Origin of the sequence: Paenibacillus glycanilyticus (assembly GCF_051200795.1) — a bacterium.
Classification (GTDB): domain Bacteria; phylum Bacillota; class Bacilli; order Paenibacillales; family Paenibacillaceae; genus Pristimantibacillus; species Pristimantibacillus glycanilyticus.
In genome coordinates, this window is record NZ_CP195155.1 from 563,896 (window position 1) to 580,593 (window position 16,698).

The window sequence follows — 16,698 nt, forward strand, 5'->3', positions numbered from 1 at the left end:
GGCTTCTCGAAGATGAGCGACCTCGTTTATGGGTAGGTTTTATCGCCAAACATAATGCCAGTTTTTCAACTGACATTATGTCTATTGTGGTTAAAAAGCGCTGGGGGTTATTGCACATGATTGAACGTTATTCCATTACCGCGGATGTTGGAGATATGATTGAGGCTTTTAAGGTGGAGCAGTTGATTAACTGCTACACGAACCGGTTTAATGTAGCGCCGACGCAGACGGTGTCCATCGTGATGAACGATCGCTGGGGACTCCGGACGATGCATGACGCCAGATGGGGACTGTTCCCGTTCTGGGCAAAAGATTCCGTTAACGCGGACAGCTCGATGCTGTCCAGCAAGCCTTTTCTCGAGCGGATGCTGCGCAAGCAGCGCTGCGTTGTGCCTTGCAGCGGATTTTTCGGCTGGCAGAAGGGACAGAAGGAGAAGGATTCGCGGGCGATGCATATCGTGGTGCCGAACCGCAGAGTGTTCGGGATTGCCGGCTTCTTCGACGTATGGCGGAATTACAGCGGGCAAGAGGTGCGCGCTTTTACGATGATTACCGCTCCGGCAACCGGAACGATGTCGCAATGGCAGCCTAACGTGCCGGTCATTATGGACGAAGAGGGGATGGAGGATTGGCTGAATCCCCGCATCTCGGACTTCCGCTCGCTGCGCAAGCATCTGGAGCCGATGGACAGCTACCGCATGAGAGCTTACCCGGTCACCAACGCGGTGAACGACGAAGCTTACGAATCTCCGGACTGCGTCCGGGAGATCCGCCCGGATTTTGCTTTGAAATGATTGAAAGGGACTAACCCCGCAAGCTCTGCTTGCGGGGTTAGTCTTTTTTTTGTGGCCGGCGGTGCTCGCCGGGTGACTGGGTAAGGGCGGGTAGCCTGGGCTAGCAAGCGCAGCCCGGTCAGAAAAAGCAGGTCGAGGGGGCGGGAGCCCCGGAAAGTTCGGGAGTTCGGATGCCTGGAAGCCAGGTAAGCTCCGGGAGCCGGGAGCCTAGAACCCCGGAACCCCGGAAACCCCGGAAACCCCGGAACCCCGGAACCCCGGAACCCCGGAACCCCGGAACCCCGAAACCCCGGAACCCCCGGAACCCCCGGAAACCCCGATAACAGTCTCAAAATATTATGGAAAACTGCGCTAACGAAACTAGGTAACGTTATTTGGCCGATTTAAGCAGTTTGCGGAATCTAACGAAACCTGGTATCGCTATTTGGTGATTTTGAATGGTTTAGAGGGCCAATTAGCCGCAATAGCGATATGTAGTTTCGTTAGAATTGCGCTGGGCTTCTTTTTGGCGAAATAAGAATCTGTAGTTTCGTTAGGAGGACCAAGAGGATTAACCGTCCCAATGTTTAGCCTGGTTAATGCTTAGGACCGCTAAGTTAACCGGATTGCGTTCTGCGGAACTCGTCGGTTAATAGCGGAACAACTTCGAACAGGTCACCGACGATGCCGTAGTCAGCAACGCTGAAGATTGGCGCGTCGGGGTCTTTGTTGATCGCGATAATGACGCGCGATTGGCTCATGCCGGCAAGATGCTGGATGGCGCCGCTTATTCCGCAGGCAATATAGAGCTGCGGCGTAACGACCTTGCCGGTCTGCCCGATCTGCAGGGCATAGCCGCAGTAGCCGGCATCGCAAGCGCCGCGCGAGGCGCCAACCGCGCCGCCGAGCACGCCGGCGAGCTCTTGCAGCGGCTCGAAGCCGGCCGAGCTGCGCACGCCTCTGCCGCCGGAGACGACCACGTCGGCCTCGGCGAGATCGATTTGACCGCCGGCGCGGCGCACAAGCGAGCGCACCGCGGTCAGGATTGGCGGCACCGTGAACGGCAGCGCCTGCACGGTGCCTTGGGGCTCGCCGGCCGGCAGGGTCTCGGCCGGCTCGAAGTTGTTCGGGCGGACCGTGACGACCCACGGCCGGCCCGGGGTGAAGCTGCGCCGCTCGAACGCCTTGCCGGCGTAGAGCGGCCGCGTGAACACGCCATCGGTTTCGTCGATGGCGGTCACGTCTGCGACGTGGCCGGCGCCGATGGCCGCGGCCACGCGGGGCGCGAGCTCGCGCCCCACGGCGGTATGGCCGAGCAGCAGCGCGTCCGGCCTTACCGTCTCAATAGCTGCGCGCAAGGCGGCGATGTACGCCTCTGGCGCGAAAGCGCGAAGGGCCGGGTCGTCCGCGACATGGACGACGTCCGCCCCTCGCGCAGCGAGCGCGGCTGCTTCATCGGCCGCGCCGCCGGGAGCCGCGAGGACGGCATGGACCGAGCCGTCCGTACCGGCCAGCCGCCGCGCGGCGCCAAGCGCTTCAAGCGCGACGCGGCGCAGCTTGCCGTCCCGGCATTCGGCGAACACGAGTATCGTTCTTCCCATCTTATTTCCTCCTTTGTTGCAGGTCGAGGCTGCAAATGAAATTTTATCTCCTAAGTTGCTGAAGTAACTTTCTGCTTGGTCGTTGGGAAGTCAATAAGACCTTGAGAGGGCTTTATTGCAATAGGTTGAGTTGCGATTGCATAGGATAAGACGCTCATAGGGTCTTATTTCTGTTGCCGTCAGGTCTTTTGAATGGTTTTCTGGCTTTTACGGTTACGATAAGACCCCGGCAGGGTCTTATCCAAACTATTAAGTAGATGAAATACTTCGATAAGACCCTGACAGGGCCTTATTAGATACATTTCTTGATTAGGAGCGGTGAGGAGTTAAGAGCTTTTAGGGCACTTAACCTGCCAGATAATTTAGATACTGGGGACCTTAACAATCAGCCAACGAGCAAAAAGGCCGCCAAGTTGGTGGGTATGCATATGGTTTAAGGTCCTTGAGGGTTCTTAATCAGCTAAATAAGCTAGTTGTGTGACTCGTTAAGGCCCCTTAGGGACCTTAACAATCGGCGAACGAGTAAAAGCCACCAAGTTGGTGGGTACGCATAAAGTTAAGGTCCCTGGGGGCTCTTAACCAGCTGAATAAGTTAGTTGTGTGACTCGTTAAGGCCTCTTAGGGACCTTAACGATCAGCGAACGAGCAAAAAAGCGGCCAAGTTGGTGGGTACGCATTAAGTTAAGGTCCCTGAGGGTTTTTAACTAACTGAATAAGCTAGTTGTGTGGCAAGTTAAGGTCCCTTAGGGACCTTTACAACCGGCAAATGAGAAAAGGTTGTCATGTTGGTGGGTTGCGCATCTAAGGCAGCGCTCCCCTTAGCCGCCTTAACGGTTAACGCCGTTCAGCTGCCTCACTGCGGCAGCTGGCCCTCCGCCTGCAGCAGGCGGACAAGCTCCGCCGCCTGCTCGCCGGGCGTCCCGGCGAGGCGCCGGCCGGCTGCGCGCGGCGCCGGCGGAAAAAGCGCAAGGCGCGATGTCCGCGCGCCTTCTTCCTCGCCGCCTGCGGCTGCCGACACCCGGGCGAGCGGCTTCCGCTTCGCCTTCATAATGCCCGGCAGCGAAGGATACCGCGGCTCGTTCAGCCCTTGCTGCGCGGTGATCAGCGCTGGCAGCGGGATCACAACCGTCTCCGTGTCGCCCTCGACATCGCGCTCCACGACAGCAAACCTCGCCGCCGACGCTGCGCCCGGCGGCAGCTCGCCGGATGCCTTCGCTTCATCCGGCCCTGCAATGCCAACCTTCACCGCTGATGACGCATGCGGCAGACCAAGCCGCTCCGCGACCTGGAGCGCGACGCTCCCGGAGCCGCTGTCGACGGCGAACAAGCCCGCCAGCAGCAGATCCGGCTTAAGCGGCTCGATAACCTTCGCGAGGGCAGCGGCCAGCGCAAAGCTGTCGCCGCTCTCCACGGTAGCCGCGTCGAGCCGGATCGCTTCATCCGCGCCCATCGCAAGCGCGGTCCGCAACGCTTCCTCCGAGCGGTCGCCGCCGCAGGAGACCACCCGTACCTCGCCGCCATGCGCCTCGCGTTGGCGCAGCGCCTCCTCGAGGGCATATTCGTCATAGGGATTAATGACGAGCTTGGCGTCCGCTTCCGCGACGGCGCCATCCTTTACGATAATTTTTTCTTCCGTATCAAATGTCTGCTTGAGTAGAACGACAATGTTCAGCACTGCAGCAACCTCCTCAGACTATAGTTCATGCTCCATTTTCGCCCGGCTCGCACCACTCTCCGCAGCATGGCCAGGGCCGGCTGCAAGGCTCGGCTAAACCGCTTTCCATCAGTGCTACGATATGAGTCAACTCGGCCAAATAGACCGTCCGCACCGGCGAAAGGGGCGGCATGTTCATGCTTTCGGGCTCATATACTGGAGCACCGCGGTTTTTTTGAAAATGCTGCCCTTCCTAAAGGCCGGAGCAGCCGTTTCACCTTGAATTCCAAGCGTTTATAAGGTTTTTCTCTTGTAAACATGGCTTGAAATTCTTCGGATTGAAACGCGCTCTCCCGCCACGGGAAGGAGCAGCCGTTTCACCTTGTCACAACGCTAAAAAGCTTGTCCGAATCGAGGGCTGCAAAAGGGGGCGTGGCCATTGCTGGAGTGGTGGACGGCAGATGTGGCGACAGCTGCAATCAGGTGGATTTTGTTCGCGGCGGTATTGGGGCTTGCCGCATTCGCTTTTGTTACGGTCGTCTTGCGCAGGGTGAGCTATATCAAGCTTGGCCGGGCGGCTGCCCATGAGGCGATGCCATCGGATGAGCGGAGGGAATTAGCGGGACGTCCCTCGGTAGCGGGCCAGGTACTCGGGCATAGCAAGCTGCTGCGCGATATCCGGAGCGGTGTCATGCATTTCATTTATTTTTACGGTTTTATCATTTTGCAGTTTGGAGCGGCGGATATCATCTGGAAAAAACTCAGCGGTCACCCGATCCCGTTTCCCTTCTACGGCCAGTTCGCCTGGTCGCAGGAGCTGACGGTCTCGCTTGTCCTGCTCGCGGTTCTGTACGGGGCTTTCCGCCGGTATATCGAGCAGCTGCCAAGGCTGAAACGCGGCTGGAAGCCTTCGCTTGTCCTTTGGTTTATCGGCGGCTTGATGCTGACCGTCCTGCTGACGCTATCCTTCGAGCGGCTGTCGGGGGATCCGCATGCTGTGGCTGGTCGTTTCGCGCCTGTTTCTTCCGTGCTTGCGGACTGGATCGGGAAGCTTGGCGTGCCTGCAGGCAGCATTGCGTCGGAAGCGGGCTACGAACTATTCTGGTGGCTGCATCTTTTGGTGCTGCTCTCTTTCCTTGTGTACGTGCCGCAGTCGAAGCATTTTCATCTGCTGACGGCTCCCGTGAATTTATGGCTTGGGCGCAAAACGCCGGTAGGCCGGCTGGCGCCGCTTAATCTGGAGGATGAGGACGCGGAGTATTTTGGCGCGGGCAAAATCGAGCATTTTACGCAAAAGCAGCTGCTCGATCTGTACGCCTGCGTGGAATGCGGACGCTGCACGAATGTCTGCCCGGCTTCGAATACCGGCAAGCTGCTGTCGCCGATGCATCTCATGACGAAGCTCCGGGATCATCTCACGGAAAAAGGCGCCGCCATTACGTCCAAGTCGCCTTGGGTTCCAACCTTTATGGGCGGGCATGCGGCTGGGGCGCATGTGATGGGCGCGCTGATTCCGTCCTGGGAGGACAGTCCGGAAGGAAGCGTAACCTCCATTATTCCAACCATGACGGCGCAGAAGCAGGCTTGGAATGCCCGGGAAGGAACGAAGCCGGATGAGCTGGAGCTGATCGGCGACGTCATGAGCGAGGAGGAGCTGTGGGCATGCACGACCTGCCGCAACTGCGAGGAGATGTGCCCGGTTGGCAACGAGCATGTCGATAAAATCATCGATATGCGCCGTTATCTCGTGCTGATGGAAGGGCGCCTGCCATCCGACGGTCAGCGCGCGCTGCAAAATATCGAGCGCCAAAGCAATCCATGGGGACTTCCGAGAGCCGAGCGCGCCGCTTGGATCGACGAGTGCGAGAGCCGTACCGGCGTCCGGGTGAAGACGATGCAGGAGATCAAGCGCGCGGGAGCGCCAAAGCCACATTTTCTGCTGTGGGCAGGTTCCATGGGCTCATACGATACGCGAAGCCGGAAGGTGCTGTACGATCTCGTGCGGCTCCTCGACCAGGCGGGAGTGTCGTTTGCCACGCTTGGGGCAGAGGAGCGGAATTCGGGTGATACCCCGCGCAGGATAGGCAACGAGCTGCTTTTCCAGGAGCTGTGCCGTGAAAATATCGAGACCATCGTCCGTTACGGGATAACGCGTATTGTAACAGCCTGCCCGCATACGCTTAACACCTTCCGCAAGGAGTATCCGGACTTTGGGCTTCCATCGGACGTCAGGATCGAGCATCATACGGAGCTGCTGGCCCGGCTGCTGAAGGATGGGCGGTTAACGCCCGAGCATCTCGTCAAAGAACGCGTCACCTACCATGATTCCTGCTATCTCGGACGTTATAACGGCATCTACGATGCACCGCGCGAGGTGCTGAAGGCGATTCCGGGCATCGAGATCGAAGAGATGGCGAGGAACCGCGAGAACGGCATGTGCTGCGGAGCGGGCGGCGGCCTCATGTGGATGGAGGAGCAAAGCGGCGTCCGCGTTAACCGCGCCAGAGTATCGCAAGCGCTGGAGGTACGCCCTACGGTTATCGGCTCGGCCTGCCCATATTGCCTGACGATGATGGAAGACGGGCTGAAGCTTCTGGAGGCCGATGAACAGACGGCGGCGCGCGATGTAGCGGAGCTGCTTGCGGCAAGCGTGTTCGGCAAAGAGACGGCTTAACGGCTAGCTCAAAAAGACGGATCATGCTGTCAAAGCAAAAACCATCAAGAACCGCCTATCTCGGCTATTTGCAGGATACTTTTTTTCAGGAGGGACTAATCAATGTCGATGAATCGAACGGGTACGGTGAGGCGCGCGGCCGTCATTGGCTCCGGCGTTATGGGCGCGGGAATTGCCGCGCATCTGGCGAATGCCGGCATGCGCGTGCTGCTGCTCGACGTCGTGCCGCAGGCTTTGCTTCCGGAGGAGGAAAAACGAGGGCTGACGCTGGCTTCCCCGCAGGTGCGCAGCCGCCTTGCGCAAGCTGCCGTTGCCCGCATGGCGAAGGCGCAGCCTGCTCCGCTGTATGAGCCGTCTTTTGCCGGGCGGATTACGGCTGGTAATCTCGAGGATCATCTGGCGGGATTATCTGAGGTGGATTGGATTGTGGAGGCGGTTGTCGAGCGGCTGGATGTGAAGCGAAGCCTATTCGAGCGTGTGGAGAGCGTGTGGAGGCCGGGTACGATTGTATCCTCCAACACATCGGGATTATCGGTGGCCGAGATGGTGGAGGGCAGGAGCGACACGTTCCGGCAGCATTTTGCGGTGACGCATTTTTTCAACCCTCCGCGCTATATGAAGCTGGTTGAGGTTGTGCCGACGAGCGATACCGCTCCCGAGGTTACGGCACTATTGACCGCGTTATGCGAGGAACGGCTTGGCAAAGGCGTTGTTGTGGCGAAGGATACGCCTAACTTTATCGCCAACCGGATCGGCACATACGGCATGCTGGTGACTCTGGAGGAGGGTCTAAGGTTTGGCCTAACGGTGGAGGAAGCGGATGCGCTGACGGGGCCTGCGATGGGGCGGCCCAAGACGGCAACGTTCCGGATGCTGGATCTGGTCGGCCTCGATACGCTGCTTCATGTCGTCGACAACGTCCGGGAGAAAAGCACGGATGCGGCTGAACGCGAGACGTTCGCAAGGCCTCCGCTACTGGAGCAACTGGTGGCATCGGGTCGGCTGGGCGAAAAGAGCGGCGGCGGCTTTTACCGGAAAATCAAGGGTCCGAAGGGCGGCAGCGAGATCGAATCGCTTGATTTGGAATCGCTTGCTTACCGGCCGAGGAGCTCGGTAAAGGGTCCGATCATCGATGCGGCCAAGGCGGCAAAAGGCACGGGCGGCAAGGTCCGGGCGCTTATCGGCACGGATCCGAAGCATAAATACGCTCAGTTTGCGTGGCAGACGATTAAGCGCACGCTTCTCTATTCGGCAGCCTTGGTTGGCGTTATCGCCGACTCCATCACGGATATCGATAAAGCAATGAAATGGGGCTTCAGCTGGGAGCTTGGGCCGTTTGAGCTGTGGGATGCGCTTGGCTTGGAGAAGTCCGTAGCCCGGATGAAGGCCGAAGGCGACGAGGTGCCGGAATGGGTACTGACATGGATTGCGGAAGGGAACGGCAGCTTTTATAAAGTGCGGGAAGGCAAACGGCTCATATACGCCAGCGGGGGCGGAGGGTATGCGGCCGAAGAGCTGTCACCGGATGAGATTTCGCTTGCTGCCCTTAAGGAAGCCGGCAGAACGGTGCTGCGCACCTCGGATGCAAGCCTCATCGATCTTGGCGACGATGTGGTCTGTCTCGAATTCCATTCGCAGAACAATGCCATCGGCGGCGAGATTCTGACGGCTATACGGCGGACGGCCGAGGAGGTCAGCAAGAACTGGCGCGGGCTTGTTATCGCGAACGACGGGCGCAACTTCTGCGTAGGCGCGAACCTGTTGCTTCTCTTGATGGAGGCGCAAAACGGCGAATGGGATGAGGTTGAGGACATCATCCGGATGTTCCAGAGCAGCATGCTGTCGATCAAAAAACTAGACCGTCCCGTCGTCGCCGCGCCTCACCGGATGACGCTTGGCGGAGGCGTCGAGGCCTGCCTGCCGGCTGACCAGATTATTTTCTCGCCAGAGACGTATTTCGGTCTCGTGGAGACCGGGGTAGGACTGATCCCGGCAGGCGGCGGCTCGAAAGAAGCAGCCGTTATGGCTGCGGCAAGGGCAGGGGGCGGCGAAATCCAGCCGCATTTGAACGCTTTGTTCGAGACGGTTGCGATGGCCAAAACGTCCACCAGCGGCTTTGATGTTGGCCGCATCGGGCTGAAGCGCCCGCAGGACCGCGTCATTATGCGGCAGGACGCGCGGATTGCCGAAGCGAAGCGGGCGGTGCTCGAGCTGGACCGGGCGGGCTATACGCCGCAGCCCGAGGCTCGCGTCCGCGTGGCTGGCCGCGAAGGCAAAGCCGTGCTTCGCATGGGCGTGCATGGCCTGCTGCTGGGCGGGCAGATCAGCAAGCATGACGCGCTGATTGGCAATAAGCTCGCGCATGTGATGGCTGGCGGCGATGCCGCGCCGGGAGCGGAGGTCAGCGAGCAGTACTTGCTCGACCTGGAATGCGAAGCCTTCCTCAGCCTCTGCGGCGAGCGCAAAACGCAGGATCGCATGAGCCACATGCTCTCCACCGGCAAGCCGCTGCGGAATTAAGCGGAGGGGGAGTGAGCGCGGGTGCATCGGGCACATGTGCCGGTGTTCTGGGACATTGGTATAGACACAGCTCGTAGACCTGTGGCACAGACTCCCCGCTCAGACTGGATTTCATCCAACATAATGATGCGTTATCGACCAGTAAGTAACTCTACATTGGATTTCAAGCAATAAAATCGGCCATTTGCCTTCGGAGTAGCCTGCATTGGCGAAATAGACTGTAGGAAATCCAATGTAGGCCCATAATGCGGGGCAAAAAGCGTTGTTTTACTGGAGCCAATCCAACGTAACTTCAGGCTTACCTAAGTTAAGCCCTTATGGAATTAGTGTAGGCAAGATAAGCCCCTGCGAGGGTCTTATCTGCCACGTTCACCGGGAGTTGAAACGGGATAAGACCCTCACAGGGTCTTAACTCCCCGCGAGCAAACTGATAGTTACTCAAAAACAAGGGATGTGCAGCAAATAAGCCCCTGCGAGGGTCTTACCTGCCACGTTCACCGGGAGTTGGAGCGGGATAAGACCCTCCCGGGGTCTTAACTCCCCGCGAGCAAACTGATAGTTACTCGAAAACAAGGGATGAGCATCAAATAAGCCCCTGCGAGGGTCTTATCTGCCACGTTCACCGGGAGTTGGAGCGAGATAAGACCCTACCAGGGTCTTAACTCCCCGCGAGCAAGCCAAAAGTTACTCGAAAACAAGGGTTGAGCAGCAAATAGGCCCCTGCGAGGGCCTTATCTGCCAAGTTTACTGGTGACCGGAACGGGATAAGACCCTCCCAGGGTCTTATCTCCCCGCGAGCAAGCCAAAAGTTACTCGAAACAAGGGTTGAGAAGCAAATAAGCCCCTGCGAGGGTCTTACCTGCCACGTTAACGGGTGACTGGAACGGGATAAGACCCTCACAGGGTTTTATCTCCCCGCGAGCAAGGCAAAAGTTACTTTAAAACAAGGGATGAGCAGCAAATAAGCCCCTGCGAGGGTCTTACCTGCCACGTTAACGGGTGACTGGAACGGGATAAGACCCTCCCAGGGTCTTAACTCTCCGCGAGCAAGCCAAAAGTTAATTAAAAACAAGGGATGCGCAGCAAATAAGCCTCTGCGAGGGTCTTATCTGTCACGTTCACCGGGAGTTGGAACGGGATAAGACCCTCACACGGTCTTAACTCCCCGCGAGCAAGCTAAAAGTTACTCGAAAACAAGGGTTGAGCAGCAAATAAGCCCCTGCGAGGGTCTTATCTGCCACGTTAACGGGTGATCGGAACGAGATAAGACCCTCCCGGGGTCTTACCTTACAAGCAGCAACTACAAAAGGCTCCGCCCGACGAGGCGCGGGCGGAGCCAAAAAAGAAGGAGGCGCTTTATGGGAGCAGCGGGCAAATTTGCGGACCATGACCGCGATGCCGTTATCGTATCCGCGGTACGAACCGCGGTGGGCAAGGCGAAGAAGGGGAGTCTGGCGGAGACGAGGGCAGAGGACCTTGGACGGGCCGTACTGACTGCGGCGGTTGGCCGTGTCCCGGGGCTTGATGCGGCCGACGTCGAGGATGTCATTATCGGCTGTGCCATGCCGGAAGGCGAGCAAGGGCTGAATATGGCGCGGATTATTTCGCTCTATTCGGGCTTCCCGGTTACGACGCCGGCCGTCACGATTAACCGGTTCTGCGCATCGGGGCTGCAGGCAATCGCCTACTCGGCTGAACGCATACGGCTTGGCGATGCCGACATCCTTGTTGCGGGCGGCGTGGAAAGCATGAGCCATGTGCCGATGACCGGCTTTAAGCTGGCTCCGCATCCAGGCATCGTGGATGCCATGCCGGAGGTGTACATGGGCATGGGTCACACCGCCGAGGAAGTGGCACGCCGCTATAACGTTACCCGCGCGGCGCAGGATGCTTTTGCCGCGTCCAGTCATCGCAAGGCGGCGGCGGCCATTCAGGAAGGGCGCTTCAAAGACGAGATCGTGCCGGTGACTGCAACGAGATCCGATGTGAACGAGTACGGCCGGCCTGTTGAGCGGACCTTCACCTTCGATACCGATGAAGGCGTGCGCCCGGATACGACGCCGGAGACGCTTGCGCCGCTGAAGCCTTCTTTTGCGAGAGAAGGTACGGTTACGGCCGGCAACTCCTCGCAGATGAGCGACGGCGCAGCCGCGGTAGTGGTGATGAGCCGCGCCAAGGCGAAGGAGCTTGGGCTGACGCCTCTTGCCGCTTTCCGCGCATACCGGGTAGCAGGGGTAGCGCCTGAGGTGATGGGCATCGGCCCAATAGAGGCCGTTCCCAAAGCGCTTAAAGCCGCTAACCTAACGGTTGACGATATTGATATTTTTGAGCTGAATGAGGCCTTTGCCGCTCAATGCGTGCCGATTATCGAGCAGCTTGGCATCGATCCCGACCGAGTGAACGTAAACGGCGGGGCGATTGCGCTTGGTCATCCGCTTGGCTGTACGGGGACGAAGCTGTCGGTATCGCTTATTCACGAGCTGAAGAGACGCGGCGGAGGAATCGGAGTTGTCACGATGTGTGTCGGCGGAGGGATGGGAGCCGCAGGCGTTTTTGAGGTATACGCGTAGCACAGCGCGCAAGTGGAGGAAGCAGGAAGGCGAGAGGGAAAGGGGACGTAAAGCATGGGGGAAAACATTCGGTTTGGCGGTCGTTTTGTAATCGAGGATGCTCTGCCGTCCGCTACGGTTACGCCGGAGGACTTCAACGAAGAGCAGAAGATGATGGCGGATGCGGCGCGGCAGTTTGTGGAGGGAGAGATTTTTCCGCTGGATGAGCAGATTGAGGGGCTGGACTACGAGCTGACGGTTAAGCTGATGCGCCAGGCAGGCGAGCTAGGCCTTCTTGGAGCGGATGTACCCGAAGCCTATGGCGGCCTTGGACTCGACAAAGTAAGCACAACCCTGCTGTCGGAGACGCTTGCCCGCGCCTCCTCTTTCGCGCTGTCGGTTGGCGCGCATACGGGGATCGGCACGCTGCCGATCGTCTTTTTCGGAACAGCCGCACAGAAGCGCAAATACTTGCCGAAGCTCGCCACGGGTGAGCTGATCGCCGCCTATTGCTTAACGGAACCGGCCTCCGGTTCGGATGCTTTAGGCGCCAAAACAACGGCAAAGCTGTCGCCGGACGGCAGTCATTATATTCTGAACGGCTCCAAGCTGTACATCACGAACGCGGGCTTTGCGGATGTGTTTATCGTGTACGCGAAGGTGGACGGGGAAGCGTTCAGCGCGTTTATCGTGGAAAAAGGGATGCCGGGCTTCAGCCTTGGGCCGGAGGAGCACAAGATGGGCATTAAAGGCTCGTCGACTCGCCCGTTATTTTTCGAGGATGTCGCGGTGCCGGTGGAGAACGTGCTTGGCGAGATCGGCCAAGGGCATAAAATCGCGTTCAACATCCTGAACATCGGTCGGTTCAAGCTGGGGGCGGGTTGTCTTGGCGGGTCCAAAGAAACGATCGAGCTCGCCTCCAAATACGCCAACACGCGCAAGCAGTTCGGCCGTGCCATCTCCTCTTACCCGCTTATTGGCGCCAAGCTGGCGGATATGAATATCAGGACCTACGTGCTGGAATCGATGGTATACCGGACCGCGGGTTGGATCGATGCCATGCTGAGTGCGGAGGGTGCCGGGGCGGATGCGCCGGATGCAGGAATGCGGGCGGCAAAAGCGATCAGCGAGTACGCGCTGGAATGCTCGATCAACAAGGTGTTTGCGTCGGAGACGCTGGATTTTGTCGCGGACGAGGGCGTCCAGATTCACGGCGGCTACGGCTATATCAAGGAATACAAGGTGGAGCGCATTTACCGGGATTCGCGGATTAACCGGATTTTCGAAGGGACCAACGAGATTAACCGGATGCTCATTCCGGGAACCTTGCTGAAAAAAGCGATGAAAGGCGAGCTTCCGCTGCTCGAAAAAGCGCAGTCCCTGCAGGCCGAGCTGCTGCAGCCGATGCCGGTTCCGCCGTTTGATGAGCCGCTCAGCCGTGAGGTGTACCGCGTATCGCAGGGGAAAAAAGCTTTTCTTGCCGTCGGCGGGCTCGCCGTGCAAAAGCTGGGGTTAAAGCTTGACCAGGAGCAGGAGGTGCTCTGCTCGCTTTCGGATATCATGATTCAGCTCTTCGCTGCGGAAAGCGCGCTGCTCCGGACGCAGAAGCTTGCACAAAGCGGTGCGGATGCGGTGAACGCGATTCAAATGACGGAAGTGTTCGTGCAGGAGGCGCTGGAGAAGATCGAATCGATCGCGAAGGTTGCTCTGGCGGCATTGGCGAAGGGAGATGCCCTGCAAATGCAGCTGTCGGTACTGAAGAAGCTGATGCGCGGTCCGCTGCTCGATACGATTGCGGCCAAGCGGGATATTGCCGCACGGGTCATTAACGGGGAGCAATATATTGTGTAGGAGGGGGAACGCCATATGGATAAGGCAGATCCGGAAAACCCGCTTGTACCCGAGGATCGGCAAAAGCCGCCCAATTCCGCACCTAACGAACCGCCACTATCGCCACGGCAGGAGGAAGCCGCAGCCCCGCAGCTCATAGAAGCTGAGCCTCCGGCGGCGGAGTCAGCGGCTCCGTCCGCGGAGGCTGAGCCGAGCGAAGAAGCTATCGCATTCGATGCCGCAACGACAGAGTCAGTCACAGAAGCGGCTGCGTCGGCTGAGGCCGAGCCGAGCGAAGAAGTTGTCGCTGCCGATGCCGCCCCGGCGGCAGAAACATCCGCAGAAGTGGAAGCGACGGGGGCTGCGCCAGCGGCGGAGCCAGATCCGTCTGCTGAAGCCTCCCCAGGCGATGAGCCGGCTCCCGAGGAGGCCGTTGCCTCCGCGGCATCAGAGGGGCCTGAGGCTACGGTAGAGATTCCGAAGCCGTGGCTTCGGCATTATCCGCTGGAGATCCCGGCTTCCCTGGATTACCCGAATCATGGCATTCCACAGTTCCTCGTTAATGCCGTGGAGAAATTCCCGGCGAATGAAGCCGTACATTTTCTAGGCAAATCGCTCACCTACCGCGAACTGTACGACCATACCTGCCGCTTGGCTAACGGCCTGATCTCGCTTGGCGTTAACCGCGGCGACCGGGTGGCGATTATGCTGCCGAACTGTCCGCAGGCGGTGATCTCCTACTACGCCGCTCTAATGATTGGCGCCGTTGTGGTCCAGACCAATCCGCTCTACGTGGAGCGGGAGCTCGAGCATCAGCTGAAGGACAGCGGGGCGAAAACGATCATTACCGTCGACCTGTTCTATGAGCGCCTAGCCAACGTGCGCGGCGAATTTCCGGCGGCGGGGGCTGTTCCCCAGCTCAAGAACGCCGTCATTACGTCGCTGAAGGACGGACTTCCTTTTCCGAAAAATCTCCTCTACCCGCTCAAACAGCGCAAAGAAGGCTTCAAAGCGGATATTCCGTACGGCCGTCACGGTGTTGTTTCTTATAAGAAGCTTATTTCCTCGAGCTCTAATCTTCCCGTCCTGACCGACATTCACGGCAGCGATCTCGCCCAGCTTCAATATACCGGAGGTACAACCGGAACACCGAAAGGGGTGATGCTGACCCACCGGAACCTTGTGGCCAATACGATGCAGACCTCGGCCTGGTGCTACAGGGTGAAGGATGGCTACGAAAGATTTCTGGCGGTGCTGCCGTTATTTCACGTATTCGGCTTAACCGTGTTAATGAATTTTTCCATTATGCGCGCTGGCTCACTGGTGCTTCTGCCGCGTTTTGAGACCGAGACCGTGCTCGATACCATCAGCCGGCAGCAGCCAACGTTGTTCCCGGGTGCGCCAACGATGTATGTGGCTTTGATTAATCATAAGAATGCAGCCAGCACCGATCTTTCCTCGATCGAGGCCTGTATCAGCGGATCGGCGGCTCTACCGCTTGAGGTGCAGGAGCAGTTCGAGAAAATGACCGGCGGCAAGCTGATCGAAGGCTACGGTCTGACGGAAGCTTCGCCGGTGACGCATGCCAATCTGATCTGGGGCAAACGCAAAATTGGCACGATCGGCATGCCTTTTCCCGATACGGTAGCCGCAATCTTCAGCCCGGAAGGCAAGCCGCTTCCCGTTCGCGAGGTTGGCGAGCTTGTGATTCGCGGTCCGCAGGTGATGAAGGGTTATTGGAACAATCCAGAGGAGAGCGAAGTCGTGCTGAGGGATGGCTGGCTGCATACCGGCGACCTCGGCTATATGGACGAAGACGGCTTTTTTACGATTGTAGACCGGATCAAGGATGTCATCATTGCGGGCGGCTTCAATATTTATCCGCGCGAGGTCGAAGAGGTGCTGTATGAGCATCCGGCCGTGATGGAAGCCTCTGTCCTTGGGGTGAAGGATCCGTACCGCGGCGAGACGGTGAAGGCTTTCGTTGTGCTTAAAAAAGGCTCCTACGTATCTGCGGCCCAGCTCGACGTCTGGTGCAGGCAGCGGCTTGCCGCGTTTAAGGTGCCGCATCTGTACGAATTCCGGGATTCCCTTCCGAAGACGATGATCGGCAAGGTCCTAAGGCGCAAGCTGATGGAGGAGCTGGAGAAGGAGCAACAATAAAAACAAAGAGGCGGTGATGCGCGTGGCGGAGGATTTTGCCGCGGAGCAGGCGGATATTGAGAGGCATTTGGCGAAGCTGGAGGAGCTGGCCAGCGGGACTTTTTGGAGCGAGCTTGGCTGCGAGGTCGTCTTTGCCCATGCGGAAAAAGCGGCGATCCGGCTGCGCGCGGAGCAGCGTCATTTGAACCTGATTGGCATCGTGCATGGCGGGGTATTGATGTCTATGCTGGATAATGCAATGGGTCTGGTCGTCATGCTCGCATGCCGGGAAAAGACGGTAACTGCAGGCCTGAACACGCATTTTCTGGAGAGCGCGAAGAGCGGCAATCTGGTGTGCGAAGCCGAGATCATGCACCGGATTGGACGGACGATTACCCTGCAGGCAACGGTGAAGGATGAGGGCGATAGAATGATCGCTTGGGGAAGCGGAACCTATCGGATTGTGTCGCGATAACGAATATTTAGTCAATTTGGCCGAGTTGCTGACGGGCAGTTGGTTCGATATAATATATCCTATATATGGAAGAAAAAAATATAGGCAAATAAACTGAAACCAAATCAGCTTTCGGCCGATAAATATAAGAAGAGAGGAGGCGGAAGCATGGTCGATGGATGGATTACCGCGGTCGTTTTGATATTTGGGATAGCAGTTGCACTAATTGGCGTTTTTGCCTATTTACGAATGTTTAACAGGAACGAGACGCACCATTCATCCATGGACGTTCCGCCTCCGTCAATTCCCCCGCAAGCCGCTCCGCCAAAGGCCGAAGAGCCTCCGGCGAAGCCGCCCCGGGAGAACGAAGGCACGGGTTAGATTAACATTTGTTTATTTTACAATCCTGCCTGAAATGTTATAATAGTAAGAAAAATGCAAACATTGTGACTCATTGACCATGGAGTTGCCTGCACTGAAATGGGGGGTAATTTGCGGCGT

General features: G+C 58.1%; 11 protein-coding genes. 8 read left to right on the forward strand and 3 right to left on the reverse strand.

Translation table 11 applies throughout. From position 1 onward, the window contains the following. The first annotated feature begins 116 nt into the window (after positions 1-116). Complete coding sequence (locus tag ACR9FF_RS02670; protein WP_132311183.1) at positions 117-794, forward strand: SOS response-associated peptidase; 678 nt, start codon at positions 117-119, stop codon at positions 792-794. Between the two features lie 596 nt (positions 795-1,390). On the opposite strand, the gene ACR9FF_RS02675 is transcribed toward ACR9FF_RS02670, so the two are convergent. The 3 genes from ACR9FF_RS02675 to ACR9FF_RS02685 form a co-directional block, all read right to left on the reverse strand. Then, positions 1,391-2,374 carry an electron transfer flavoprotein subunit alpha/FixB family protein gene (locus tag ACR9FF_RS02675; RefSeq protein ID WP_435168769.1) on the reverse strand — a complete coding sequence of 328 codons (984 nt, stop codon included), beginning with the start codon at positions 2,372-2,374 and terminating at the stop codon, positions 1,391-1,393. Between the two features lie 853 nt (positions 2,375-3,227). Continuing rightward, a complete protein-coding gene (locus ACR9FF_RS02680) occupies positions 3,228-4,046 on the reverse strand; it encodes an electron transfer flavoprotein subunit beta/FixA family protein (protein ID WP_127499493.1) in 819 nt (272 codons plus the stop codon). 28 nt (positions 4,047-4,074) lie between these two features. Beyond that, a complete protein-coding gene (locus ACR9FF_RS02685; RefSeq protein WP_248757393.1) occupies positions 4,075-4,227 on the reverse strand; it encodes a hypothetical protein in 153 nt (50 codons plus the stop codon). A gap of 240 nt (positions 4,228-4,467) precedes the next feature. Between ACR9FF_RS02685 and ACR9FF_RS02690 the strand changes: the two genes are divergently transcribed. From ACR9FF_RS02690 to ACR9FF_RS02720, 7 genes are all read left to right on the forward strand, one after another. Continuing rightward, positions 4,468-6,702, forward strand: coding sequence for a (Fe-S)-binding protein (locus ACR9FF_RS02690; RefSeq protein ID WP_435168772.1), 2,235 nt, complete (start codon positions 4,468-4,470; stop codon positions 6,700-6,702). Between the two features lie 102 nt (positions 6,703-6,804). After that, positions 6,805-9,222, forward strand: a complete 2,418-nt coding sequence (locus ACR9FF_RS02695; RefSeq protein ID WP_435168774.1) for a 3-hydroxyacyl-CoA dehydrogenase/enoyl-CoA hydratase family protein — start codon at positions 6,805-6,807, stop codon at positions 9,220-9,222. Between the two features lie 1,358 nt (positions 9,223-10,580). Beyond that, positions 10,581-11,792 (forward strand): acetyl-CoA C-acyltransferase, encoded by a 1,212-nt coding sequence (locus ACR9FF_RS02700; protein WP_435168776.1) that lies wholly within the window; start codon positions 10,581-10,583, stop codon positions 11,790-11,792. A gap of 54 nt (positions 11,793-11,846) precedes the next feature. Further along, the gene (locus tag ACR9FF_RS02705; protein WP_317980945.1) at positions 11,847-13,622 is read left to right on the forward strand and encodes an acyl-CoA dehydrogenase family protein; all 1,776 of its coding nucleotides are present in this window, start codon (positions 11,847-11,849) and stop codon (positions 13,620-13,622) included. A 453-nt stretch (positions 13,623-14,075) separates the two neighbouring features. Then, on the forward strand, positions 14,076-15,764 hold the full coding sequence (locus ACR9FF_RS02710) for a long-chain-fatty-acid--CoA ligase (RefSeq protein ID WP_435172021.1): 1,689 nt from the start codon (positions 14,076-14,078) through the stop codon (positions 15,762-15,764). A gap of 22 nt (positions 15,765-15,786) precedes the next feature. Beyond that, positions 15,787-16,218: a PaaI family thioesterase gene (locus ACR9FF_RS02715; RefSeq protein ID WP_435168779.1), complete on the forward strand. Its 432-nt coding sequence runs from the start codon at positions 15,787-15,789 to the stop codon at positions 16,216-16,218. 147 nt (positions 16,219-16,365) lie between these two features. Beyond that, on the forward strand, positions 16,366-16,578 hold the full coding sequence (locus tag ACR9FF_RS02720; RefSeq protein ID WP_127495929.1) for a hypothetical protein: 213 nt from the start codon (positions 16,366-16,368) through the stop codon (positions 16,576-16,578). The last annotated feature ends 120 nt before the right edge of the window (positions 16,579-16,698 follow it).

Excerpts from the sequence above, each read along its gene's own strand:
- ACR9FF_RS02670 (WP_132311183.1), top strand. The coding sequence starts at position 117 with ATGATTGAACGTTATTCCATTACCGCGGATGTTGGAGATATGATTGAG.
- ACR9FF_RS02675 (WP_435168769.1), bottom strand. The coding sequence starts at position 2,374 with ATGGGAAGAACGATACTCGTGTTCGCCGAATGCCGGGACGGCAAGCTG.
- ACR9FF_RS02685 (WP_248757393.1), bottom strand. The coding sequence starts at position 4,227 with ATGAACATGCCGCCCCTTTCGCCGGTGCGGACGGTCTATTTGGCCGAG.
- ACR9FF_RS02695 (WP_435168774.1), top strand. The coding sequence starts at position 6,805 with ATGTCGATGAATCGAACGGGTACGGTGAGGCGCGCGGCCGTCATTGGC.
- ACR9FF_RS02700 (WP_435168776.1), top strand. The coding sequence starts at position 10,581 with ATGGGAGCAGCGGGCAAATTTGCGGACCATGACCGCGATGCCGTTATC.
- ACR9FF_RS02705 (WP_317980945.1), top strand. The coding sequence starts at position 11,847 with ATGGGGGAAAACATTCGGTTTGGCGGTCGTTTTGTAATCGAGGATGCT.
- ACR9FF_RS02720 (WP_127495929.1), top strand. The coding sequence starts at position 16,366 with ATGGTCGATGGATGGATTACCGCGGTCGTTTTGATATTTGGGATAGCA.